Genomic DNA, 25260 nt, shown 5'->3' with positions numbered 1-25260 from the left:
TTATTTGTATAGAAATAATAATTTATGACAGTTGAAAAAAAAGTAGTAAAAAATTTGATAATTAACTTGGTGTTTGTTTTATTGTCATTGATAATGGTGTCAGTCTTTGTCCTCAGTAAAAAAATTTATGGGGGAGGAGATTTGGTTTTTCATATTAATCGAATAGACGAACTTGCGAACGCTTTGAAAAATAACAATAATATTATTGATCTATTCAGCTTTGCAACTTTTAACAATATTGGTAATGCAGTGCAGCAATGTTATCCTAATTTCACATTGATTCCTTTTGCAATATTCAAATTACTTTTTTCGAGTCCAATTATAGCTTACTACGCAGGGATTGTTTTTTATTCATATATAACTTTTGCCATTGCATATTACTCATGCTTAAAGATGGACAGCGGTGCGCGCCAAGCATTCATATTTGCTGTTCTTTACGCTTTTTCTCACTATCGCTTGATAAATATTTTCCGTCGTTTTGCAATGGGAGAATGGATTGCAATGAGTTTTATTCCGCTAGCTCTTGTGGGTGCGTATTTGATATTGTTTAGAAGTCAGAGCCGTTGGTATTTGCTGTCAATTGGATTGACGCTGATCATTTACTCGCACGTGTTGTCACTTTTACTGGTAGTGGGATTGATTATAATTATGGCAGTGTGCGCTCTTTTATTTCGATCAGATCATATTGTTAAGAGGTTTGCCTTATTGATTGGTGCCAGTTTCTTATCTTTAATACTGGGATCAGTGGAAATGTATCAAATATTTATGTACGTTCATGGTGGAAATCTTTATCTGCCTGCTGGACAAGCAACATTGTCGAGCAGCGCCCTACCTGTGAAATCCCTTTTGGCAAATGCTTTCAGTAATGAAATTGCTTCATATACTGGGTTAGAAGCGATAATTACATTTATTTTAGTCCTTTTATTTTGGAGGAAGCTATCTTATGTCTCGAAAAGTGCATCTTTTCTTTCTGTGCTTTTTTTGATTTTAAGTACCACTATTATACCTTGGAACTTACTGGCTACGACTCCTTTAGAAACCATCCAGTTTCCATGGAGATTTTTGACGTTGTTTTCTGTGTTACTGGCTTTTGCTGGTGCGGAGGTTTTGGAAAATCTTCTGAATATGATTACACATCATTATTTGGAAAAACTAACTTTTATAGGAGTGATAGCAAGTACAGTTGCCTTAGGGGTCTATCCGCTTTATAGATGGCAGGAAAGTGCTAGGCAAAACACGCAAGCAGCAACTGCGGTTAACTATGATTCAGTTTGGCCGGGTTCACATATTTTTAATAAATCCAGTTATAAGATGATGTCACACAATAGCACATCATTTATTTACGTTGATTATTGGCCGACCGCTAGCGTAAAGAATCGGGATTCAATCAATAAAAAAGAAGTACTCTTAAATGGCCATCAAAGTGGTACCATAAGTTTTTTATCTTATAAAGACAATATCGCGTCTTTTAGTTTTAAGGCAAACAAGGGTGATGCCGTTTATGACCTGCCGGTCCTTTTCTACGGGAAAAGATACAAGATAACTGTTAATGGGAAGGCAACTGCATACTCGAAAAGTCAGCGAAGCACAATTCAAGTTGTACTAAGAAAAGGATTAAATAAAATAGAAGTAAAAAGGCTAACGTCTAAAAAATTGTTAGCTTTTGAGATAATATCATTACTAAGTTGGATTATATTGATTGTATATGTATTTAAAGATAGAGCAAAAAGAAAGAATGAAAATTAAAATGAATGAAAACAGCAAAAGAGGTATTTAGGTTAGTTAGAGTTTTCATGCAAGAGGAGCAAGCCAAAACATTCGTTTTGACTCACTCCTCTTAATCGTTCTAAAAAAACTATTTTTCTGGGGAAGCTTTTCTTATTGAAAAATTAATAGTTATCTCGAAAAATTTACAATGACTCTAAAAATAATTTTTTCCTGGATTCAATTCCAATGGCCGCTGATCGACACTTGTTGAAAAGACGATCTGTGTTTTGGTCTCCCCGAAACGTTGGATATCATTAATAAAGTTATCAAGAGATTTAGTGCTTTTGAAGTAGCAGACAATGATTTGCGAGTAACTTCCAGTAACACAGTCGCAAGAAACGACATTCCCAACAGATTTTATGTAAGGATAAAAAGCATCCTTATCTTTGGGAGATAAGCGTAAGCTAACATATGCTTTTATTGGAAAACCCAGTACTTTATAGTTGATAGCTGTGTGATAATCAGTTATTATCCCACGTTCTCGTAGATGTGTTAAGCGGGTGGAAACAGCTGGTGCAGAAATAAAACAGATATCTGCGAGTTTTTTTAATGATATACGCGCGTCTTTTTGTAAAGTCGAAACAATTTTTAAATCAATTTCATCCATTCTAATTCCTCCAAGCGTGTCTTTATGTAATATAATATAACATAGATAGTCAGCTGGGTAAAATTTCGCAGAATATGGAAAGTTATATAATGCACTTTGAGAATATAATGAAAAGCGCATCAGCTTTGCGACTAACATTTAAATTTTGATTAATTTATATGTTATAATCCAAATATGGCATCTTTCTTAAAAAGATAATGTAGTATGAAAATCTCTTTTAGAAGGCCTATTTACAGTAAGCTTTAGTAGTAATGCTTGTTGGTAGTCGAGTGCTAAAGACGATTTGCTATGTAAGTGTGTTTATTGCTACTTTTTTCTGACTAAGGTTGTCTTTTTTAGGTTTCTTGAGCATAGATGCTGATAAATATAAAAAATGGAGTACATAGATATGATAACTAAAAAGCATATTTTCTTAACGTTTAACAATTTACTTATTTCGGCTTTTACTGTTTGGATGACCATTGTGTTGGTTGGAGCCATTCGAAATGATCATTTTTTTATTGGAAATGTGTCAGCATTAGCGATTAGTTTGATAATTTTATTAATTTTATTAATCATTGTTTACTTAAAAGTGTCAAAGTTTAGAATGGTTTGTAAATTGCTCTTTGTTAAATATGCGTATGTAGCTGCACCGACACTATTAGTACTAATTCTTTTATGGCAACTATTAATTCTGAAACAAACATACACTAAGATTGGTTTTGATGCAGGGCTTATTCATAACTTTTTGAAAAATCCTCATTTGAGTACTTCTTATTTAAGTACTTATCCAAATAATTTGTTTTTGCTTTTTTTTCAGAAATATCTGTTAAATTTTTTCAATATGAAACTCAATTGGTTAAACGCCGGATATCTTTCATTGATTTGTACAGATGTTTCAGTAGTACTAAACCTTTTGACAGTGGGAGTAATAAACAAGAGAAAGATTAACCTTGCCATCTATATTCACTGTGTTTTTTTATTCCTTTTTCCAATGATTATAGTTCCATACTCTGATACGATGGTTTTGCCCTTTGTTTCTGCTTGTTTGTTTGCTTCTTCATGTGTAATCTATCTTAAAAATGAGATAGTCAGGATTGGCGCTGCTATTTTTTTAGGAGGAAGTTTATCGGGGGCCTACTTGATGAAGCCATCTTCTATTACACCAATTATTGCCATGATGATAGTATATGGTTTATATATGTGCACTTTAAGCAGAAGAGAAATTTTTTCAAGAGAAATGTTAGAAAAAGCATTTTTGCCAATTTTATTTATTTTTGTTTTTGCAGGAATAGGTGTTGTTTCATTTAATCATTACACAGAAGAGCAAAACTTCGTCCATGTTCAAAAAGGGATGGCATTGCCTCCAATACATTTTATCAGCATGGGAATGATTGGAAAAGGTGGTTACAACCAAGAAGATGTTAGAAGAACCCTTTCGCTCAAAAAACCTGAGGCAAGAAGAAAATATTCAAAGGAAGTCATGAATAATCGGATAAAGCAAATGGGACCACTCGGATTCGTTAAGTTTCTTCTTTTTAAAAATTATAATAACACTTCGGATGGATCTTTTGGGTGGAATGTTGAAGGTGGATTCATAACTGCTCCAGTTGGAAAAGGGAGTAGGGGATTCTTTCAGTCTTTCTTATATCCAACAGGAAAAAGATTAGGAGACTTTTATTGGTTTGCTCAACTGGGTTGGTCAACTATATTAATTACAATTATATTAGGTTATGATAACAGAACGAGATACACTCAGATGCTACGTTTGAGTATTTTAGGTGGACTTTTGTTTTTACTTATTTTTGAGGGTGGACGTAGTAGGTATTTAATACAATTTCTGCCGATGTACTTGATATTGGCGATACTAGTTTTTGACAATGCTAAAGAAAGACTGACGAGAGTAGCAAACGGTTTGCGGTGAATTAAACTTATATTATGCATGATGACTTAGAATGCTATTCCTGAAAGTAAATGAAAAACTCTGAAAACCAAAAAGTTTTCAGAGTTTTTTGTTGAAAATCAATGCAATTTATTTATCAATACCTAATATTTCAGTTACGGTTGTTTTCATTAAGGCAGGCTTGACTTCGCGAGGATGTCTCAATGGAAGTGTAGCCAGTTCTTTAATTGTTTGTGGAAGCGGAGTGTCCGTTTTTGTGTGAAGGGCATCAATCATGGTAAAGGGTGAATCAGAACTGTAATTAGCGTGAAGTGCAGTAAGTACAAATTGCGGGAACTTGTATGGACTCGCGGTTGAGACTACAACAGTTTCATGCGGATCCGCTGTGTTTTTCTTGTAACTCTCAGCTACATAAGACGCGACTGCTGTATGTGGATCAATTGCAACTTGATCCTCTGCAAAAACTCTAGCAATTTCCTGACCAGTTTGCTCCTCAGTGGCATAGGCTGCATAGAAATCGGCAAGTTTAGCCCGCATAGAATCATCAATCTTGTAGATGCCTTTGCTTGTAAGTTCATCCATTAAGAATTTCGTTTTAATTGAATCTTCGCCACTGATATAAAATAGCAGCCTTTCCAAATTGCTGGAAACCAGAATGTCCATTGAAGGAGAAGAAGTTACATAAAAGGGACGGTTCTTATCGTAGACTCCTTCATTGAAAAAGTCGGTCAAAACATTATTGCGATTTGAAGCACAGATAAGCTTATTAATTGGCAACCCCATTTTTTGAGCAAAATAACCAGCGAGAATGTTGCCAAAATTTCCGGTGGGAACACTAAAGTTGATAGCCTCTCCATTTTTTATTTTACCAGTACTAAGCAGTTGACCATAGGCATAGAAATAGTAGACAACCTGCGGGAAAAGGCGACCGATATTAATTGAATTAGCAGATGAAAAACGGAAACCATTTTGATTTAGAACTTTATTAAGTTCAGGATCGTTGAATATTTTTTTCACATTCGTTTGTGCATCATCAAAATTGCCTTCAACACCAACGACAAAAGTATTTTCTCCTTTTTGGGTTAACATCTGTTTTTCCTGCACAGGACTGACTCCATCCTTGGGATAGAAAACAATTATTTTAGTGCCAGGTACATCTGCGAAACCAGCCATGGCTGCCTTGCCAGTGTCACCTGATGTTGCAGTCAAAATCACGATGTCATCCTGTAAGTTGTTTTTGCGGGCTGCGGTGGTCATTAAATGTGGCAGCAGCTGCAAAGCAATATCCTTGAACGCGATTGTTGGGCCATGGAATAATTCAAGGTAGGTATTTCCAGCATGTGAAGTAATAGGAGCGACTTTAGGGGATGTGAAGTTAGGCCCGTAAGCTTTATTGATGCAGTTTTTTAGTTCTTGTTCGCTGAAATCGCTGTAGAAAGCTTGTAAGATGTGATATGCTAACTCGCGATAAGATAGTTTTTCTAAATCGGATAATGGTAATTCAAATTTTGGAATGGAAACAGGAACATATAAACCGCCGTCTGGACTAAGGCCCTGCAAAATTGCTTGAGATGCCGTGACCGTTTGTCCATTTTTGTCGCGGGTGCTCCTATAAAGTACATTCATAAAGGTTTTCCTCCTCAGTTTCTTAATGATCTCCTCATTATATAGTATATTTTACAAGAAGAATAACATAATTGCGAGAACGATGACAGTCAATCAGTGATTAAGGAAAGATCTTTTTAACGTGTTCTTGTAGTTAAGAGCTATTTTTAACCAAAATTAAACTAATTTCATTTAATGATTCAAAAGTTAAATTTATATGATAAAATAATTTCATTAGAAGAATTGGAGGATGCGACATGCAAGTCATTAATATTGGAATTTTGGGTCTTGGAACTGTCGGCAGTGGTGTGGTAAGAATCTTACGTGATCATCAAAATAAGATATCAAGCATCACGGGGCGAAAGTTAGTCATTAAAACTGTCGTGGTCCATGATCTTGCTAAGAAAAGGAATGTTGACTTAACAGGGATTAATGTGACGGATAAGATTGATGATTTGATAAACGATAAGGATATACAGATTGTCGTTGAAGTAATGGGGACCGTTACAACAGCTAAAGAATACATTGAAAGATTATTGAATTCAGGGAAACATATTATTACTGCGAATAAGGATTTAATTGCAACTTATGGGTCTGAACTTGCCGAACTTGCTGGCAAGAATGATTGCGATTTGTTTTATGAAGCCAGCGTAGCAGGGGGCATCCCTATCTTAAGAACAATTGTCAATTCATTTGCAGCTGATCGAATTGTTGAAGTCAAGGGGATTGTTAATGGAACTACCAACTACATTATGACACAAATGAGTCAAAATCATGTTGATTATCAAAAGGCATTGAAATCGGCACAAGAACTTGGTTTTGCTGAGCCAGACCCAACGAATGATGTCGAAGGAATCGATGCGGCTTATAAGATGATTATCTTAACGCAATTTGCTTTTGGAATGAACGTAACACTTGATGATATTGAAGTTGAAGGGATTAGCAGAGTTGATCTTGAAGATATTAAACAGGCTAAAAAACTGGGATATAATATTAAGTTAGTAGGGATTGCTAAGTTAATTAACGACCGCATCAACATTTCAGTTGGTCCTGTACTAATACCGGAAGACCAACCCTTAGCAGCTGTTCAAAATGAAAATAATGCGGTCCTTGTTACTGGAGCAGCGGTTGGAGAAACAATGTTTTATGGCCCTGGAGCAGGTGAGTTACCGACCGCTAACAGTGTTTTAAGTGATATTATCGCAGTTACTAAGAATATTGTTCTGGGAACGACTGGCAGCAGGTTCAATGATTTTTCACGCGAAGGCAAGCAAGCTTTGCCGGATGAGGTTGTTTATCCATATTACATTTCGTTGCGTGTTAAGGACCAACCGGGCCAAATGCTAAAAATCACAGAGGTTATGACGAGTGTTAAAGCAAGTTTCCATCTTATTCTTCAGACCGAGATCGACAATGATTATGCTCGTATAGTTATGACGACACATGAAATGTCTGAGGCTCAACTGAAGGAAATCGTTTCAGCGATTTCTGACTTAAAAGATATTGATGTAATTGCTTCTTACAAAGTTTTGCCAGATTAATTATGGAGATGAATCCACAAATGCAGATGCAAATTAGAGTTCCTGCAACAAGTGCTAACTTGGGACCCGGCTTTGATTCATTGGGAATCGCAGTTACTTTGTACTTGACGGTTAGTGTTGGTGAAGAGACAAAGAAATGGTTCGTTGAGCACACTATGGGAGTTGAAGTTCCTAGTGATGAGTCAAATATGATTGTTAAAACAGCTTTGAAGATTTTGCCTAGCCTTAAAGCACATCGAATTAAAGTGGAATCTGACATTCCTTTGGCTCGTGGATTAGGGAGTAGTTCCTCAGCGATTGTAGCAGGTATTGAGCTGGCAGATCAGCTTGGAAAAATGAATTTAACAAAAGAACAGAAAATTCAACTCGCTACTGAAATTGAGGGCCATCCAGATAATGTTGCTCCAGCGATTCTAGGTGATTTTGTTGTTTCGACTTTTGTACAGCAGAAGAATACGAGCATTAAGGGACATTTCCCTGAGTTGCAATTCATCGCTTACATTCCAAGTAATGAACTATTAACGACGGAAAGCCGCAATGTTCTTCCAAAAGAACTTTCTTTTAAAGAAGCTGTGAGCGCTGGAAGTATAGGGAACACTTTAGTAGCTGCATTATTGACGGGTAGAACAGAGCAGGCAGGTCGCTTAATGGAAGAAGATCTTTATCATGAAAGATACCGACTAAAACTTGTTCCTCACTTGGCCAAGATAAGAGAGATTGGTCACAAACATAATTCGATGGCAACGTATCTAAGCGGTGCAGGACCAACTGTAATGACGATTTTGCCGATGCAGGAGACAGCTGCATTTTCACAAGAAATAAAAAAAGCAGGCTTGCTTGGTAAGATAGTCGCGCTAGATGTTGATCGGCAAGGGACAATTATAAAAAAACTGAGATCTTGATGGATTCAAAATAAAGTTTTCACTAAAAACAAATATTTTTAAAAGATGTGTGGCTGAAAGTAGTTCACACGTCTTTTTGCTTAAAAAAATGTTAGTTTCTAGTTAAGGGTTTATCTTTGTGCTTTACATTAATGTTTTTATTAGTAAAATAGAAAATGTGTATTTGTAGGTTTTTTTATCATACGTCTACCCCATGATTTTGGAGATCAAGAATCAGCTTCACAAGTTAAAGTCTTGCTTTCTCAATCGAATTTTGCGAGGGGTAGCATTTAGAGGAGAAGTATAATGGCTCAAAATGTCAAAAAAAAGGGTCCCAGTTATATATATTTGGGGGTTAAACGGCTAGTAGATATTATTATCTCTATAGTGGCTTTGATTTTAATGACCCCTATATTTATAATAATGTTTATCATATGCCACGTTGGTCAAAATAAAGGCCCTCTTTTTTATAAGCAGCAAAGAGTTGGGAAAAATGGGCGCAAGTTTTATATTTATAAGTTCAGATCAATGATTGTTGGAGCAGATAAAAAATTGAAGAGCGACAAGAGACTTTATAAACTGTATGTTGATAATAGTTATAAACTACCAGCGGATGTTGATCCCAGAATAACAAAATTGGGGCGCTTTCTGCGTAAGTCTTCTATTGATGAACTGCCGCAATTTATTAACATTTTCAGAGGAGATATGTCGCTGATTGGACCACGACCTATAATTGAGGAAGAGTTACAGGAGTACGGGGACAGGGTAGATAAATTTTTGTCAGTTACGCCGGGGGCTATGGGATATTGGCAGGCTTCTGGCAGAAGTAACATTGAGTATCCTGAAAGATGTGATTATGAACTGTATTATGTCGATCATGCATCTTTAATGTTCGACATAAAGATTTTATTCAAAAATATTGTAGCCATCTTTAAGGGAGACGGTGCATTTTAATGTGTAATGAATTGATAGTTGAGGATGTGAAATCTTTTTGAAAACAGAAGTGTATGTTGTAAGTCACAAAAAAACAAAAATGCCAAAGGACAGTATTTATGTACCGGTACAGGTAGGAAACAACAAGGAAAATTTTAAAGGCTTTCATCGTGATAATACTGGAGAGAACATCTCCTCAAAAAATAAAAATTATTGTGAGCTTACTGCGCAATACTGGGGATGGAAAAATAGAGTTGCGGATGTAAAAGGATTAGTGCATTATCGCAGATTTTTTTCTAATGGGGATACTAATTTTTTTAAAAATAGTCAAGCTAAGTTTAATGATATAATGAATAAGGAGAAGCTTGAACAAATAATAGCTGAACATGATATGATTCTTCCGCGGAAACGTAATTATTATGTTGAAACTTCATGGTCGCACTATAAGCATGCACATCATATTGAGGGGCTTAAGGCTGCGAGAGATGTGCTTTCTGAGAAGTATCCAGACTATGTGTCGGCTTTTGATGAGGTTGTCAACAGAAAAGCTGTACACATGTTCAATATGATGATTGCGCGTGCAAATATTTTTGATGATTATACAGAGTGGCTTTTCTCGATTTTAACGGAGGTTGAAAAAAGAGTAGATATTTCAGGTTATTCTGAATATGAAAAACGTATTTTTGGATTTGTTAGTGAAATATTAGTTGATGTATGGGTTGAAAAAAATCAGATTGATTACGTCGAAGTTCCTGTGATGTTTATGGAAAAACAGCATTGGATGAGAAAGATTGCTGCATTTCTTTTTAGAAAGTTTGGAGGTAACAAGCTTGAAAATTGATTTTAGTGATAGAAAATTGCTGCAGTCTTCGGAATTAAAATTAGTTGAAAGCTTTAGCCATTTTTGTGATCTGCATGGATTAAGATATTTTTTAATGGGCGGGACTTTTTTAGGGGCTGTCAGACATCATGGCTTCATTCCGTGGGATGATGATATTGATGTGGGCATGCCGAGGCCTGACTATGAAAAGCTATGCGTTCTGATGGAAAAAGAAAACAGTAGAGTAGGTAGCTTTCCTTTCAGAAATTTCAAAAACTCTGATACATATGAGTATGTGGCAAGACTAGAAAATCCTGAAACAAAAATTATAGACCGTTCGGCGGCAGAAGTTGAAAAAAGAAATTCGTGGATGGATATCTTTGCCTTGGATGGTATGCCGAATAATGCCCTTTTGCGTAAGGTGCATAGTTTCAACTTGATGCGCCTGCGCTTGATGCTGAAGTATTCTGAGTTCAATAAAGTTAGTGTGAACTATACAGAACGGCCGTTCTCAGAAAAAGCTTTGATCAAGGTTGGTAAGATTATTCGGCCCGAAAAGTGGTTGGATACGAGGAAGTGCTTAGATAAATTAGATAAAGCACTTCAAAAGTATTCTTATGAATCTTCAGAGTATGTAGTTAATTTTATGGGCGCTTATAAATTGCGTGAAATGTTTCCGAAGCGTTTTTATGATGATGATTGTAACTACACATTTGAAGATCTTAATTTGCGAGGCCCTAGAGATTATGACGCAGTTCTTTCCCAATTATACGGTTCTGATTACATGGAACCACCTTCTGATCAAATGAAAAATAAACATTTTACAGAGGTTGTAAGATGAAAAACAGCAAAAGCAAAACAATTATTGTATTAGGCAGTTTTAATACAAATAATGGCATCACGACTTTTGTAAAAAATAATTATACGTCTTTAGCTGAAGAAGGATTTAAGTTTGAATTTATTAATATTGCTAATTCTGCGCCTGCAACTGAGTTAGCAGAAATCGGAAAATATATTCAAGTTGTCCAATTTAAACTGGGAATATTAAAGCATATTACTGGATTAAAAAGTGCACTTAAGCAAGCACGTCAGCACAGTACGACCATCCATATGCATTTGGATTCTCTTCATAACTTTATACCTGTAGTTTTGGCTAAAGCGGCTGGATTTAAGCGGATAATCATTCATGCGCATTCAGATCAAAGAGGACAGTACTCATTCACTAAAAATGCGGCACATGGCTTTGGCATGTGGATAACGGGCTTCTTAGCAACTGATTATCTTGCATGTTCTCAGAATGCTGCTGATTTTTTCTATAGTCGTGGTACACAAAAAAAACCGACTTTTAAAATTATTATTAATGGAGTGGAACTTGATCATTTTAGATATGATGCTAAGAAAAACGTTCAGATCAGAAAAAAACTTGAAATTCCGCTTAATACAGTAGTTGTGGGACATTGTGGACGTTTTGCACGGCAGAAGAATCATCCGTTTCTAATAAAGAGTTTTAAAATTTTTCATGAAAAAATGCCTAATTCTGTATTAGTGCTGGTTGGAAATGGTGAACATTTCGAAAAAATAAAATGTCTGGTAAAAAATCTTAAAATTCAGGATAGTGTTCGTTTCTTGGGATATATTGATAATGTTGCAGAAGTACAGAATACTTTTGATATATTTGCTTTTCCATCTTTATATGAAGGGCTATCGCTATCTTTGATAGAAAATTTGGCCAATGGTACGGAATGTTTGATATCTGATAACCAATCTCCAGAATCTTTTCAAGCACCTACGGCACATAAAATGACAATAGCAAATGAAACTTCAATAAATCAATGGGCCGAAAAAATGCTTTTTGTTAGTAAGACAACAGCTAACAAAAATTTGAAAGAAATCAATAGTCAGGGCAACATTGATGTATTGAGAACTAAAGGATTTGACAAGAGGGCAACAGTTGCATCCCTTGAGAAAGTGTATGAGAATTAGTACGGTATCTATTTTGTTGTATTGAAAAGGAGGAAATTTTTATGAAAGGGATTGTTTTAGCTGGTGGGAGCGGGACACGTTTATATCCTATTACTAGAGGAATATCAAAACAGCTTATTCCTGTTTATGATAAACCAATGATTTATTACCCATTATCAACGCTTATGCTGGCAGGAATACGTGACATATTAATTATCTCTACTCCACGTGATACACCGCGTTTTAAAGATCTTTTAGGAACAGGTGAGAATTTTGGAGTGAATTTATCCTATGCTGTGCAAGATAAACCAAATGGATTAGCTGAGGCTTTTATTATCGGCGAAAAATTCATTGGCGATGATTCGGTCTGTTTAATTCTTGGAGATAATATTTATTATGGAAGTGGTCTTTCACAAATGTTGCAAAAAACTGCCGATAAAAGTGAAGGGGCCACTGTTTTTGGTTATCATGTTAACGATCCTGAACGCTTTGGTGTAGTGGATTTTGATGAACAAATGCACGCTTTGTCAATTGAGGAAAAACCTGTCAATCCTAAAAGTAATTACGCCGTAACAGGTCTTTATTTCTACGATAATAATGTTATATCTATTGCCAAAGCTCTTAAACCTTCTGCGCGGGGTGAACTGGAAATAACCGATATCAATAAGGTATATCTTAAGCGTGGTAAACTTGATGTACAGCTTATGGGTAGAGGATACGCATGGCTAGATACTGGAACACATGATTCGATGTTAGAGGCTTCTAGTTTTATTGCAACAATTCAAAAGAGACAGAACTTAAAAGTTGCTTGTCTGGAGGAGATTGCGTTCCGAATGGGGTATATCACGGCAAGAAGATTATGTGAATTGGCCCAACCTATGAAGAAGAATGATTATGGAAAGTATCTTTTAGATATCGCAAAGAGGTAATTACAAGGAGGACGTTTTGTGGTGAAATCTGAAGTAGCTATTGTGATGTCAACATATAATGGTTCAAGGTATCTAAGAGAACAAATTGACTCTATCTTGGCTCAAGATTTTAAAGACTGGGATTTATATATTCGTGATGATATGTCCAGTGACAACACTAGCATGATTTTAAGGGATTATGAAGAAAAATATGATAATATTCACGTTGTAGAAAATAATAATATTAATCTGGGTGCAAAAAGATCCTTCTTGAAATTAGTGCAATTTGTAGATGCAAAATATTATATGTTCAGTGATCAGGATGATTTTTGGTTGCCAAATAAAGTTTCATTAACTTTAGAAGCAATGAAAGCTGCTGAAGAAGAAAGCTCAAATATGAGAATTCCTGTTTTAGTTCATACTAATTATCGAATCGTTGATAGTAAGTTAGCTGAGCTTAGGACGCCGCCCGCATCTTTTAAAAGCTATACCGATTTGTCCAGTCTATCAATAAATAACTGTATTACTGGCTGTACAATGATGATAAATCAGGCACTCAAAAATTTAGTTGGTGACGTCGTCGATGCTGATAGTGTTGGGATGCATGATTGGTGGTTTGGACTAATTGCGAACTGTTTTGGTACGGTCAGTTATCTTCCACAAGTGACAATTTTGTATCGTCAGCACGAAGGAAATGTTGTTGGAGCTAATACTGGGATGGCAGATTCTGGATCAGGTTCAAAGATGAAAAAAATTTTGAGAGGAATCAGAAAGAATTTGCGGTACTATCGAAAAGAATTTAAGCGTGATTCTATCACAGCTAGGCAGATTTACTATTTTCGTGAGCACTATTCTGAGATACTCACAGATGATAAGAAAAGGGAACTTGATGTTTTGTATAAAGGACTGATCGGTGGTCCTAGGGCAGGGATAGCTTTGATTAAAGAACTAAAACCGCAAAGTAGAAATAAAGAAGTAAAATGGGTAATGTACTATGCTTTGATTACTAAATAATAGTGTTTGATGGGTGGAAGTGTAATTATGAAAATTATTGATACTAAATTAAAAGATGTTAAAATTGTTGAAACTGATGTATTCGGAGATCATCGTGGCTTTTTTACTGAAACCTATACGCAAAACAAATTTCACGAAGCAGGGATCGATGTCGATTTTATCCAAGATAATCAGTCATTGTCAGTTGAACCAGGTGTGTTGCGTGGTATGCACTATCAAAGAACGCCATATGCACAGACTAAATTATTGCGTGCAGTAACTGGTGTTATTTATGATGTTTTGGTTGATATTCGTAAAGGCTCGCCAACATATGGTAAATGGGAAGGTTACCTCTTAAGCGAATACAATCATCGTCAGTTACTCGTTCCTAAGGGTTTTGCACACGGATTTGTTACTTTAACCCCAAATGTCAATGTTGCTTACAAAGTTGATGGATACTATGCGCCAGAAGCTGATGGCGGGATTGCTTATGATGACCCAGATATTGGAATTGAATGGCCGATGCCGTTGAACCATTTGATCCTGTCAGATAAGGATAAAAAGCATCCATGTCTTAAAGATGCCGATGTGAACTTTGTTTACAGGGAGGATAAATAAGATGAATCTACTAGTAACTGGCGGTGCGGGTTTCATTGGAAGTAATTTCATTCATTATTTTCTAGACAAATATCCAGACTGCAAAATCGTTAATTTAGATCTTTTGACCTATGCTGGAAATATTCACAGCCTTGAAGATGTCCAAGAAGATCAGCGTTATACTTTTGTGCATGGAAATATCACTAATCGTGAGTTGGTCGAACATCTTGTAACCGAATATCAACTTGATACGATTGTCAATTTTGCTGCTGAAAGCCACGTGGATCGCTCAATCTTGCATCCGGAGATTTTTGTGGAAACTAACGTTCAAGGAACTTTAGCACTTTTAGACGTTGCTAAGAAACTTAAGTTAAAGAAGTATTTGCAAGTTTCAACAGATGAAGTGTATGGGACTTTAGGTGCTGAAGGTTACTTCAAAGAAACGACACCATTAGCACCAAATTCACCATATTCTGCCAGCAAGGCATCTGCAGACTTGTTGGTGCGGGCATATTATGAAACTTATGGGCTAAATGTTAATATAACACGTTGCTCGAATAACTATGGACCTTATCAATTTCCAGAAAAGTTGATACCATTGATGACATCAAATGGAATGGATGGCAAAAAGTTGCCAATCTATGGTGATGGCAAGAATATTCGCGACTGGCTGCATGTTTCGGATCACTGTCAGGCAATCGATTTAGTTTTGCATAAGGGACAAAAAGGTGAGATTTACAATGTTGGTGGGCATAATGAGCGCTCCAATAATGAAATTGTCCATTTAATAGTCGAACAGTTAGGTTTGGATGAGGGCGCGATTGAATATGTTAAGGATCGTCTAGGACATGATCGCCGTTACGCGATTGATCCAACTAAGATTGAGACCAAATTAGGCTGGAAGCCAAAATATACTTTTGATGTAGGGATTAAAGAAACAGTTGACTGGTACTTGAACCATGAAGACTGGTGGCGTCCGTTGAAAAAACGTGCGGCTTTGAAGTAGAACGGAGGATTTCACACAGATGTCTATTTTGATCACAGGAGCTAGAGGACAACTGGGTCAGGAACTAACCAATTTATTGACTGAACGGGATACAGCTTTTTATGCCTGCGGGTCACAGGATTTGGATATTACTGATGAGCGGGCTGTTGAAAATTATTTTGCTAAAAATAGACCTACAGTCGTTTATCATTGTGCAGCCTATACAGCGGTTGATAAAGCAGAGGCCGAAGGAAAAAAACGTAATTATTTGGTCAATGTGACAGGAACTGAAATTATTGCCAAAGCTTGTCAAAGGCACAATACAGTGCTGGTTTATATCAGCACGGATTATGTTTTTGATGGTACAAAAGATGGTGAGTATTTACCAAATGATCCGACGAATCCACAAAATGAGTATGGCAAAGCGAAACTTTTAGGCGAAAAGGCAGTCCAAAAATATTGTGATAAATATTACATTGTAAGGACATCATGGGTTTTCGGAAAATACGGGCATAATTTTGTGTACACGATGCTGAATCTTGCCAAGACGCATGACAGCTTAACAGTTGTTGATGACCAGGTTGGACGTCCAACTTGGACAAGAACGTTAGCAGAATTTATTACGTACCTAGTTGATAAAAAAATTAAATGTGGTATTTACCATTGTTGTAATGATGGGAATTGTTCGTGGTACGAGTTTGCCTGTGAAATATTGAAAGATAAAGATGTTAAAATTAGTCCTGTTACCTCTGCAGAATATCCTACAGCTGCTTATAGACCTAAGAAAAGTGTAATGAAATTGTCCAAAGAAACAGGTTTTTCCTCTTTTAAAGATTGGAAATCGGCTTTAAGTTCATTTATGTCTGATAAACTTGAATAATACTTTTTGATGATATAATGAAAATTCAAATGATAATTGTGGTGATTTTTTTGACAATGTATGTAATAACTCATAAGAAATTCGATTATTATCTGCCAGAACACTATGTTCCTTTGTTAGTGGGGGCAGTAAACAAAGATAAAATAGATGGGTATCTTAGTGATGATGAAAGGGATAACATTTCCGCAAAAAATAAAAATTATTGTGAATTGACAGGATTGTATTGGATCTGGAAACATAGCAGTGAAAGTATAGTGGGTCTATCGCATTATAGGAGATATTTTAGTGGCAATCCTATGGGCTTCTTCGGTGAAGTTATTGAAACAATGGTTTTTGGGAAACTTAAACCTTTGTCCGTGTCAAAATTGAATAAATGTTTAGAGAACTATGACTGGATATTACCTACCCCAGAAAAAAACTACTTCAAAAAAAGAAGTGTCCGGCAACAATTTCAAGCTTCACATGATATAAGGGACTTAGAAACGACTAGAGAAATTTTAGGCGAACTATACCCAGAGTATCTTCCTGAATTTGATGAGGTCATGGATGGTCATCAACTTGTCATCTGCAACATGTTTTATACACATAAGGAATACATGGATGAGTATAGCGAGTGGTTGTTTTCAATACTTTTTGAGATAGAAAAGAATATTGATATAAGTGATTATGATGATTATCAAAGCAGGTTATATGGTTTTCTTTCTGAACGTTTGTTCAATGTTTGGATAAAACATCATAAGGAACGCTTTAGAATTAAATATTTGAGTATATTTAATACAGCTAAGATGAATCGGAGTTTTATAAAAAATAAGATATTCAAATGATTCTTATTTATCTGAAGTGTTGGATTAGGAGATAAAATGACTGAAGATTTTGTAATTTCAACAATTGAGAGATCGGACAATGATGCTGGTCCTAAAGCACAGCATGATATAATTAAGTTTCTAAGTCAAAGTGGATATCAAGTCATCAAAACTAGGCTACCCCAAAAAAGAATCGATAAAGTACATTATACATTAGGGACTCTACCTGATATTTTCAAGGGGAAAACAATGGATACAGTGGTTTTTCAATACCCAATTTATTCATTATTTCTAACCAAGAGAATAATTAAGACTATAAAAAAGTATACATCGGCTAAAATAATATTAGTGATTCATGATGTTGAATCATTGAGGTTATTTCACAGTGATGAGCGGTTGGTTAGAAAAGAATTGAATATTTTCAACATGTCGGAAGTTAATGGGTTGATCGCGCATAATAAGGCGATGAAAAATTGGCTTGAAGAAAAGGGAATTACGAAAAAAATAGTAGAATTGGAAATATTTGACTATGACAACCCTCAACCTTTTAGGATCCAGAATACTTATAATCGATCAGTTTGTTTTGCTGGAAACCTGGCCAAGGCGGGTTTTCTCGAAAAACTTGACGTACAAAATGAATTTGTGGTTTTTGGACCAAATAATAAATTGCAGATGCACGAAGGCATGAGATACGGGGGGCAATACCCCCCTGATGAACTCCCAGCACATTTGCAGCAAAATTACGGGTTGGTTTGGGATGGTTCTAGTTTGGATAAATGTGATGGGAAATTTGGGGAATATTTAAGGTACAATGCACCGCATAAAACATCATTATATCTGAGCTCAGGTATTCCTGTTATCGTGTGGAAGCAGGCTGCAATCGCAGATTTTGTGATAAAAAACAATGTTGGGATTGTAATAGATGATCTCAGTCATCTAGATGACTTGTTGGAGAATATTTCAGAGAATGACTTCCATAATATGAAAACCAATGCGGTTATAGTTGGAAAAAGAATGCGTTCGGGTTATTATATTAGACATGCTGTAGAAGAGTTAATGGAAAATTAAATTTAAAGTATTATAATTAGATGATTGATATCGGAGTGGAGGACGAAGATGAAAAAGTATTTAGTTGTAGGGGCTGGACTTTTTGGAGCAACATTTGCGCATGAAGCTGCTAAAAGAGGTCATAAGGTCAAGGTTATTGAAAAACGTGATCATATCGCTGGAAACATCTATACTAAGAATGTTAATGGTATTCAAGTTCATCAATATGGAGCGCATATTTTCCACACTTCCAACAAACATGTCTGGGAATATGTGAACCATTTTGCCGAGTTCAATCGTTATACTAATAGTCCTGTGGCTAATTATAAAGGTGAGATTTACAACCTTCCTTTCAACATGAACACTTTTAATAAGCTTTGGGGTGTCATTACGCCTGAAGAAGCACAGGCTAAAATAAATGAACAGCGTGCTGTTTTAGAGGGTAAAAAGCCTGAAAATCTTGAGGAGCAAGCTATTTCCCTAGTCGGAACTGATATTTACGAAAAATTGATTAAGGGTTATACTGAAAAACAATGGGGACATTCTACTAAAGAATTACCAGCTTTTATTATTAGACGGCTTCCAGTCAGATTGACATATGATAATAATTACTTCAACGATGCATATCAAGGTATACCAATAGGGGGCTATACCCAGATCGTTGAAAAAATGCTAAAGGATGATCTTATCTCCGTTGAAACAGGTATAGATTTCTTCGATCGAAAAGAAGAGTATAAGGATGACTATGATCGTATTGTCTTCACGGGCATGATAGACGAGTATTTTAATTACAGATTAGGAGAATTGGAGTATCGTAGTTTGCAATTTGAGACTGAGAAATTGGATAAAGACAATTATCAAGGTAATGCGGTTGTTAACTATACTGACGCAGAGACACCTTTTACTCGTATCATCGAACATAAACATTTTGAGTTTGGTAAGGGTGATAAGGGCAAGACGGTTATCACTCGCGAATATCCTAAAAAATGGCACCGAGGCGATGAACCATATTATCCCGTTAATAATTCACAAAACAACGCACTCTATAAGGAATACAGAACATTAGCGGACAAAGAGGCAAAAAAGGTTATTTTCGGTGGTCGCTTAGGCCAATATCGTTATTACAACATGGATCAAGTAATCAGTGCAGCTTTGACGACTGTTAAGAACGAATTTGAGGAATAAAAAATGAAGATTTTCAAGAACTACTTCTACAATGCCGGGTACCAGCTATTAGCAATGATTCTTCCTTTGGTGACGGCACCATATGTCACTCGTGTGTTGGGAGCTACCAATATAGGTATCAATGCGACGACAAATGCTAATATTCAATACTTCGTTTTGTTTGGGAGTATCGGTATTGCTTTATATGGTAATCGAGAAATTGCTGCTATACGTGATGATAGGCACGAAATGAGCAAAACTTTCTGGGAGATACAGCTTTTAAAGACTATTACCATTAGTATTACATATCTGCTGTTTCTCGGAGTTTTGATGCTGTTACACAGATATCAATTTTATATGCTTATTCAATCGCTATACATAATTGCTGCGGGAGTAGATATTTCTTGGCTTTACATGGGGATAGAAGATTTTAGAAAAACAGTTTTGCGCAATACATTTGTTAAAATTTTGTCGATCATTCTGATTTTTATTTTTGTCAAAGAAAGAAACGACTTATGGGCGTACATTTTGATTCTTGCAGGTTCTGTACTTTTGGGAAATGCAACTTTGTGGCCATATTTGCGTAAAACCTTAACAAAGGTTAAATTTTCAGAGCTAAATATTTGGAGGCATTTTAGACCATCGATTACTTTTTTCGTGCCACAAGTTGCAGTTCAGGTGTACCTTATTCTGAATAAAAGTATGTTAGGCCTTTTAGGCCCAGTTTCTTCTTCTGGTTTCTATGATAGAGCGGATACGATAGTTAAACTCATTTTGTCCTTGGCAACTGCTACTGGGACAGTGATGCTGCCACATGTAACTAATGCTTTTTCGCGAGGTGACAATAAACGAGTAAATCATTATCTTGTCGAGTCTTTTGACTTTGTGTCTTTTATTGCAATTCCAATGGCATGTGGCTTAGCAGGTATCTCAATTAAATTAGGCCCGTTTTTTTATGGAACTGAGTTTATACCTGTAGGACGGGCAATGTTACTTGAATCCGTCATTATTATTTTTATAGCTTGGAGTAATGTAATAGGACAGCAATTTTTGTTGCCGACCAACCGAATTAAGTCCTATTCAAGCTCTGTTATATTGGGCGCAGTTGTTAATATTATATGTAATGTTCCGTTCATATATTTTGGAGGATTATACGGTGCAATGGCAGCTACAATTCTTTCAGAACTTTCAGTGACTTCATATCAGATATGGAAAATAAAAAATTTAATTAGTTTAAAACAGCTTTTTGTGAATGTTCCTAAATATCTTTTAGCAGGATTAGTTATGTTTGCAGTAGTTTTTAAATTAAACAATTCTGTTCATTTTTACGTTATTTCATTAATCTGGCAGATACTATTAGGTGTTTTCATATATGGAGGCATGTTGCTGCTTTTACGACCAACAATCTTGGATAAAATTAAAAAAATTGTCAGCAATTTTAGATCACAGCATAGGTGAGGTAAAGAGTTATGATGGATATAGGTGCTAAAAGAGAGTATGCACAAAACTATTTAAATAAAAGATTTAAAAATCTACCAGAAAAGTTGTATTTCGTAGGCTTCATAATTTATTCGCTAGTTAATTATCTTCGTGGAACAATGTTTACCCAGTATCTAAGTTCTCCTTTACTATACGATTTTATGAAGATATCATCAGTTTTTATAGTGCTGAAGATATTATTGTTCGATGACTGGAAGTTGAAGGATTTTATTATCTTTTTCTTATTGGGAATTTTAATAGAATTCACGTGTCGAATATCTTACGATTATGATATTTACTATTATTGTTTGTTAGTATTGGGAGCAAAGAACATCAAATTCTCAAGGATACTCAAGACCTATTTGGTTCTTATCAGTTCTGCCTTGATCCTTACAATTGTAGCATCACAGCTAGGATTAGTTTATAATATCACTTTTGGTCGTAGTGGAACCCCAATTGTTCGTTATGCTCTCGGAGCCGTTTACCCGACTGATTTTGCGGCGAGAGTCTTTTATTTGATGTTGTTTTATGCAGTCTTTAAAAAATTCAAGTTGAACATACCCGAATATATTTCTTTGTTTGCATTGACAGTTGCAATGTATGTTTTGACAGATACAAGGTTAGACACCATTTTAATGCTTTTAGTTATTATAATTGCAATTTTTTATAGACCAATTATTAAATTTGTTAGTTATATCAGTACGAGGTTAATGAGTTTTCTAATAGCTGCCTTTGTTGCATTTAATATATTGCTAGCGTATTTCTTTGTTCCATCTAACCCTGTTTTTAGTATTATTAATAAGATTTTGTCCCAAAGATTGGTTTATGGTCATTTGGTTTTCAAGCGCTATAATGTCCCATTGTTAGGTCAATTTATTCCGCAAGTCGGAAATGGAGGCCTGCATAAGGGCCCATATAACTATTTTTTCGTAGACTCTTCTTTTATTCGGGTATTGATGATGCACGGAGTATGGGCATTTATACTTACAATGACTTTAATAATTTTTTTATCGCATAAATTTATTTCAAAAAAATATATTGTCCTAGAAATTGCATTATTACTTGTAATTTTAAGTTCTGTCATCGATCAACACATGTGGGAGATATCCTTTAATATCCTTTTTGTTGGTTTATTTGCAAAAATTTCTGATGAATATGCGGTGCATAAAAATGATTTGAGGTCATGAAAATATTCTGGGAGTTGTTTGTAATAAGAATCGAAATGGAGACTTGAGCTGTAAGCTTGGTTATTAAATCGGTTATGGGTAATAAAAAACTCCGCCTAGGCAACTTATGCTAGGCGAAGAAAGGAATATCGTTAGTAATTAATGTAACGATAGGGATATATTCATTTACTTTATTAGGGGGAGTAAATGAAGTTGGTTAAATATCATGTTACAAGCATAGTTTAATGCTAAATTCTGAAGAATTTCTGAAGAATTGCTTCAAAAAGAGTTAAGGTTATTTGTGATAAGGGTTATTCTTAGAAAGATACAGGTGAGAATGATATGAATAGGTCAGCTAACAGAGCACTTAATAAGTTGGCAGCGGTGAAATTAACAACTGAACAGCAAGATCTAGAAAATCAAATCTTCAAGTTTTGCAAAGACCTTCTCGCTGGACAAGAGCGAGGGGTTTTTGTTGTTTCAGGAGATGCTGGGACGGGGAAGAGTGTGGTTTTGACTTCTATTTTCAACACGATTCAGAAAATGTCCAAGGATAAGGGTTCAATATTTTATAAAACGAAAAATTATCTTCTGGTTAATCATCCAGAAATGTTAAAACTTTACAAGAACATTGCTGCTGGATGCCCCAGCCTGCTAAAAAAGAATTTTGAGCGCCCAACAACCTTTATTAATCGTTCATATAAAAACCAACAGGAGTCTGACATAGTATTGGTTGATGAAGCACACCTCCTCTTGACAAAACGTGATCCATATAATCATTTCAAACAAAACAACCAACTCCAAGAAATTTTGAAGCTCAGCAAGATCGTCGTGCTAGTTTTTGATGAAAAGCAAGTTTTGAAGGGGAAGAGTTATTGGGATAGGGCTAAACTCGACACACTAGTTTCTTCAAAAAATGTGCGATATTACCATTTGACTGAGCAATTCCGCGTCAAAGCCAATGAAGATGTTAAAGACTGGATTAAGTCACTTGTTGAAAAAAGGATTTCTGCTCCGCCTGCCCCGCAGAAGTTTGACCTTAGGATCATGAATGATGCGCAAGAAATGTACGAGTTAATAAAGCAAAAAGATGATACGGTTGGTTTAAGCCGGATGCTTGCAACATATGATTTTCCATATCGCCTAGATGGAAAAGATTATTTTGTAACTGCAGGTAGTTTCAGATTGCGATGGGATCGAAATCAGCCACAAGCTATGCTGCCTTGGGCTGAAAGGGACGATTCAATTAACGAGGTAGGTTCTGTCTATACGATACAGGGATTTGATCTTAATTATGCAGGGATCATTCTTGGACCAAGTGTTAGGTATGATTCCACGCATGACTGCGTTAGCATACACCCAGAGATTTACCAAGATCAAGCGGCTTTTAATGGTTTGGCTAAACGTAGGGATGCAGACGAAGTAAAGGAAAGGTTGATTCTAAATTCAATAGATGTTCTTTTGACGCGAGCTCGTTTGGGAATGTACATTTATGCAACAGATACTGCTTTGCGCTCACGATTGCTTAAAGGTTACTTTAAAAAATAGTATGTTGGTTGATTAAAGGACTGCATTTTAAGCAAGAAAGAGAAAAATTGGATAATTTAGAAAAAAATAGACATTATATTAGCTGGCCTGTGCTGGCTTTAATGGCATTTGTCACAGTTATTGGTTTTGATGATATAATTTACAATTTTAAAAACCAAGGTATGGGTGTTATTACTTCGTGGATTCTAATGCTTTTTTTGTATGTAATTCCATATTCTTTAATGGTTGGTCAGCTAGGATCAATCTTTAATCAAGAAGGCGGCGGGTTAAGTTCATGGATTAGAGGAACAAATGGTGAGTTTCTTGGCTATTTTACTGCATGGACTTACTGGGCTGCGTCAATTCCGTATGTTGTTGACACAGCTAATTCAGTTGTTATCGGTTTGGGTTGGGCAATTGAAGGAAGCGGAAAATTTCAAGATACAATGTCTAATGGGCAGTTTGCCTTGTGGACTCTGCTAGTGTTTGTTGTTTTTATTATGGTTCAATCGCGCTTTAAACGTTCATTGGAATTACTGAGTTCAATTGGCGGGATCGCTATGTTTGGAATGACGGTCCTGTTTGTTATTATGGCACTCTCATCCTTGGGGCTGGGTGGGCATATTGCGACGCAGCCAATGAATCTCAGCGCTATTGTTCCAAAATTTGATTTGAAGTATTTAACAACAGTTGGATTACTGATTTATGCTGTTAATGGATGTGAACTTATTGCGCCATTTGTAACTAAGATGAAGAATCCGCGTCGGGAGTTTCCTAAATCAATGTTGATGCTAGTTATAATGACGGCTTTTTTGACCATTTTTGGATCTTTTGCTTTAGGAATATTTTTTGATGCACATCATTTGCCGAATGATCTAAAAATGAACGGATCTTATTATGCCTTTCAGGCACTTGGGCAGCAATATCATGTCGGAAATTTGTTTATGTATCTTTTTGCATGGACTGAAGTTGTCTATCTTGCAGCTTTATTGTCTGTTTTATTAGATGCCATGACCAGGATGCTTATTTCTGATACAGGTAGAAGGTATATGCCACAGTTTCTACGTAAAACAAATCGTGCTGGTCTACCGATCAACGGGTATTTGTTGACGTGTTTATTATCAGGGTTTATTCTTTTTCTAGGCATTTTTTTACCAGAGATGAATGATGTTTTCAACTGGCTGCTTAATCTGAATGGAATTATTTCACCTGGTGTGACATGCTGGATTTTCTATGCATTCATGCGGGTACGCAAGAATCCTAAACAGTATCCGTCTGAGTATGTTTTTATTAAAAACAATAGGTTAGCATGGTGGATTGGCCTATGGGCTCTAATTATTACTGCAATTGCGACTGTTTTTGGAATTGCTCCGCAAGATGTTGCAGAGTTTAGCCCTATATGGTGGCACGAGCTGGTTATTAATATTGGCGCAATTATTGTTTTGATCGGGCTAGGTGCAGTGTTACCCGTAATAACCAAGCGCGAAGAAAAGTATGGGGTAGCTTTCAGTAAATCACAGTGTTTTACAATGCTGCTACTAACTATCACCACGATGATTCTAAGCGTGATTGTTGGCAGTACAAAATTGGTTGAACGTAATTTGATCGTGGTAGGTATCATTGTGTGTGGATTTGTTGTGGTCTATTTAGTTGGTAAAAGAAGGCCGCAGTGAAAATAGATATTTTAAATATTACTAAGTTCGCTGCAACTAT

At 35.9% G+C, this 25260-nt stretch carries 22 protein-coding genes; 20 read left to right on the top strand and 2 right to left on the bottom strand.

What is annotated here, in order from left to right:
* Positions 1 to 24 precede the first annotated feature (24 nt).
* Complete coding sequence (locus tag FC19_RS02845) at positions 25 to 1746, top strand: glycosyltransferase family protein (protein WP_057875482.1); 1722 nt, start codon at positions 25 to 27, stop codon at positions 1744 to 1746.
* Between the two features lie 175 nt (positions 1747 to 1921).
* On the opposite strand, the gene FC19_RS02840 is transcribed toward FC19_RS02845, so the two are convergent.
* Positions 1922 to 2374 carry an Lrp/AsnC family transcriptional regulator gene (locus FC19_RS02840; protein WP_057875481.1) on the bottom strand — a complete coding sequence of 151 codons (453 nt, stop codon included), beginning with the start codon at positions 2372 to 2374 and terminating at the stop codon, positions 1922 to 1924.
* A 529-nt stretch (positions 2375 to 2903) separates the two neighbouring features.
* On the opposite strand from FC19_RS02840, the gene FC19_RS02835 reads away from it, so the two are divergent.
* Positions 2904 to 4277 carry a glycosyltransferase family protein gene (locus FC19_RS02835; protein WP_338037335.1) on the top strand — a complete coding sequence of 458 codons (1374 nt, stop codon included), beginning with the start codon at positions 2904 to 2906 and terminating at the stop codon, positions 4275 to 4277.
* Between the two features lie 108 nt (positions 4278 to 4385).
* Here the strand turns inward: FC19_RS02835 and thrC are convergent, their stop codons facing one another.
* Positions 4386 to 5882, bottom strand: a complete 1497-nt coding sequence (thrC, locus tag FC19_RS02830) for a threonine synthase (RefSeq protein WP_057875479.1) — start codon at positions 5880 to 5882, stop codon at positions 4386 to 4388.
* Between the two features lie 236 nt (positions 5883 to 6118).
* Here thrC and FC19_RS02825 point away from each other — a divergent pair, with 236 nt between their 5' ends.
* The 18 genes from FC19_RS02825 (at position 6119) to FC19_RS02740 (ending at position 25220) form a co-directional block, all read left to right on the top strand.
* Entirely contained in the window at positions 6119 to 7402 is a 1284-nt protein-coding gene (locus FC19_RS02825) for a homoserine dehydrogenase (RefSeq protein ID WP_057875478.1), read from the top strand.
* A 26-nt stretch (positions 7403 to 7428) separates the two neighbouring features.
* The gene (gene thrB, locus FC19_RS02820; RefSeq protein WP_476703309.1) at positions 7429 to 8304 is read left to right on the top strand and encodes a homoserine kinase; all 876 of its coding nucleotides are present in this window, start codon (positions 7429 to 7431) and stop codon (positions 8302 to 8304) included.
* A gap of 285 nt (positions 8305 to 8589) precedes the next feature.
* On the top strand, positions 8590 to 9237 hold the full coding sequence (locus tag FC19_RS02815) for a sugar transferase (RefSeq protein ID WP_057875476.1): 648 nt from the start codon (positions 8590 to 8592) through the stop codon (positions 9235 to 9237).
* Positions 9238 to 9274: 37 nt separating this feature from the next.
* Positions 9275 to 10057 (top strand): DUF4422 domain-containing protein, encoded by a 783-nt coding sequence (locus tag FC19_RS02810; RefSeq protein WP_083488307.1) that lies wholly within the window; start codon positions 9275 to 9277, stop codon positions 10055 to 10057.
* Positions 10047 to 10877 (top strand): LicD family protein, encoded by an 831-nt coding sequence (locus FC19_RS02805; RefSeq protein WP_057875475.1) that lies wholly within the window; start codon positions 10047 to 10049, stop codon positions 10875 to 10877. The genes FC19_RS02810 and FC19_RS02805 overlap by 11 nt, the downstream gene beginning before the upstream one ends.
* On the top strand, positions 10874 to 12019 hold the full coding sequence (locus FC19_RS02800) for a glycosyltransferase (protein ID WP_057875474.1): 1146 nt from the start codon (positions 10874 to 10876) through the stop codon (positions 12017 to 12019). Before FC19_RS02805 ends, FC19_RS02800 begins: the two co-directional genes overlap by 4 nt.
* A 41-nt stretch (positions 12020 to 12060) precedes the next feature.
* Positions 12061 to 12927, top strand: a complete 867-nt coding sequence (gene rfbA / locus FC19_RS02795) for a glucose-1-phosphate thymidylyltransferase RfbA (protein ID WP_057875473.1) — start codon at positions 12061 to 12063, stop codon at positions 12925 to 12927.
* Between the two features lie 18 nt (positions 12928 to 12945).
* Positions 12946 to 13920 carry a glycosyltransferase family 2 protein gene (locus FC19_RS02790; protein ID WP_057875472.1) on the top strand — a complete coding sequence of 325 codons (975 nt, stop codon included), beginning with the start codon at positions 12946 to 12948 and terminating at the stop codon, positions 13918 to 13920.
* Between the two features lie 27 nt (positions 13921 to 13947).
* Positions 13948 to 14517 (top strand): dTDP-4-dehydrorhamnose 3,5-epimerase, encoded by a 570-nt coding sequence (gene rfbC, locus FC19_RS02785; protein WP_057875471.1) that lies wholly within the window; start codon positions 13948 to 13950, stop codon positions 14515 to 14517.
* 1 nt (position 14518) lies between these two features.
* The gene (gene rfbB / locus FC19_RS02780) at positions 14519 to 15502 is read left to right on the top strand and encodes a dTDP-glucose 4,6-dehydratase (RefSeq protein WP_057875470.1); all 984 of its coding nucleotides are present in this window, start codon (positions 14519 to 14521) and stop codon (positions 15500 to 15502) included.
* A 19-nt stretch (positions 15503 to 15521) separates the two neighbouring features.
* Positions 15522 to 16361, top strand: coding sequence for a dTDP-4-dehydrorhamnose reductase (rfbD, locus tag FC19_RS02775; RefSeq protein ID WP_057875469.1), 840 nt, complete (start codon positions 15522 to 15524; stop codon positions 16359 to 16361).
* Positions 16362 to 16378: 17 nt separating this feature from the next.
* Positions 16379 to 17185 (top strand): DUF4422 domain-containing protein, encoded by an 807-nt coding sequence (locus FC19_RS02770; RefSeq protein WP_235809303.1) that lies wholly within the window; start codon positions 16379 to 16381, stop codon positions 17183 to 17185.
* A 36-nt stretch (positions 17186 to 17221) separates the two neighbouring features.
* The gene (locus FC19_RS02765) at positions 17222 to 18232 is read left to right on the top strand and encodes a glycosyltransferase (RefSeq protein ID WP_057875468.1); all 1011 of its coding nucleotides are present in this window, start codon (positions 17222 to 17224) and stop codon (positions 18230 to 18232) included.
* A 48-nt stretch (positions 18233 to 18280) separates the two neighbouring features.
* Positions 18281 to 19396 carry a UDP-galactopyranose mutase gene (gene glf / locus FC19_RS02760; protein WP_057875467.1) on the top strand — a complete coding sequence of 372 codons (1116 nt, stop codon included), beginning with the start codon at positions 18281 to 18283 and terminating at the stop codon, positions 19394 to 19396.
* Between the two features lie 3 nt (positions 19397 to 19399).
* Complete coding sequence (locus tag FC19_RS02755) at positions 19400 to 20833, top strand: oligosaccharide flippase family protein (RefSeq protein ID WP_057875466.1); 1434 nt, start codon at positions 19400 to 19402, stop codon at positions 20831 to 20833.
* Between the two features lie 11 nt (positions 20834 to 20844).
* Complete coding sequence (locus FC19_RS02750) at positions 20845 to 22041, top strand: hypothetical protein (protein ID WP_057875465.1); 1197 nt, start codon at positions 20845 to 20847, stop codon at positions 22039 to 22041.
* Positions 22042 to 22362: 321 nt separating this feature from the next.
* A complete protein-coding gene (locus tag FC19_RS02745; RefSeq protein WP_057875464.1) occupies positions 22363 to 23568 on the top strand; it encodes a DUF2075 domain-containing protein in 1206 nt (401 codons plus the stop codon).
* A gap of 47 nt (positions 23569 to 23615) precedes the next feature.
* A complete protein-coding gene (locus FC19_RS02740; RefSeq protein WP_057875463.1) occupies positions 23616 to 25220 on the top strand; it encodes an APC family permease in 1605 nt (534 codons plus the stop codon).
* Positions 25221 to 25260: the final 40 nt, after the last annotated feature.

This window comes from Liquorilactobacillus aquaticus DSM 21051 (assembly GCF_001436755.1).
Lineage (GTDB): Bacteria > Bacillota > Bacilli > Lactobacillales > Lactobacillaceae > Liquorilactobacillus > Liquorilactobacillus aquaticus.
This window is presented reverse-complemented; position numbering and strand designations above follow the sequence as displayed.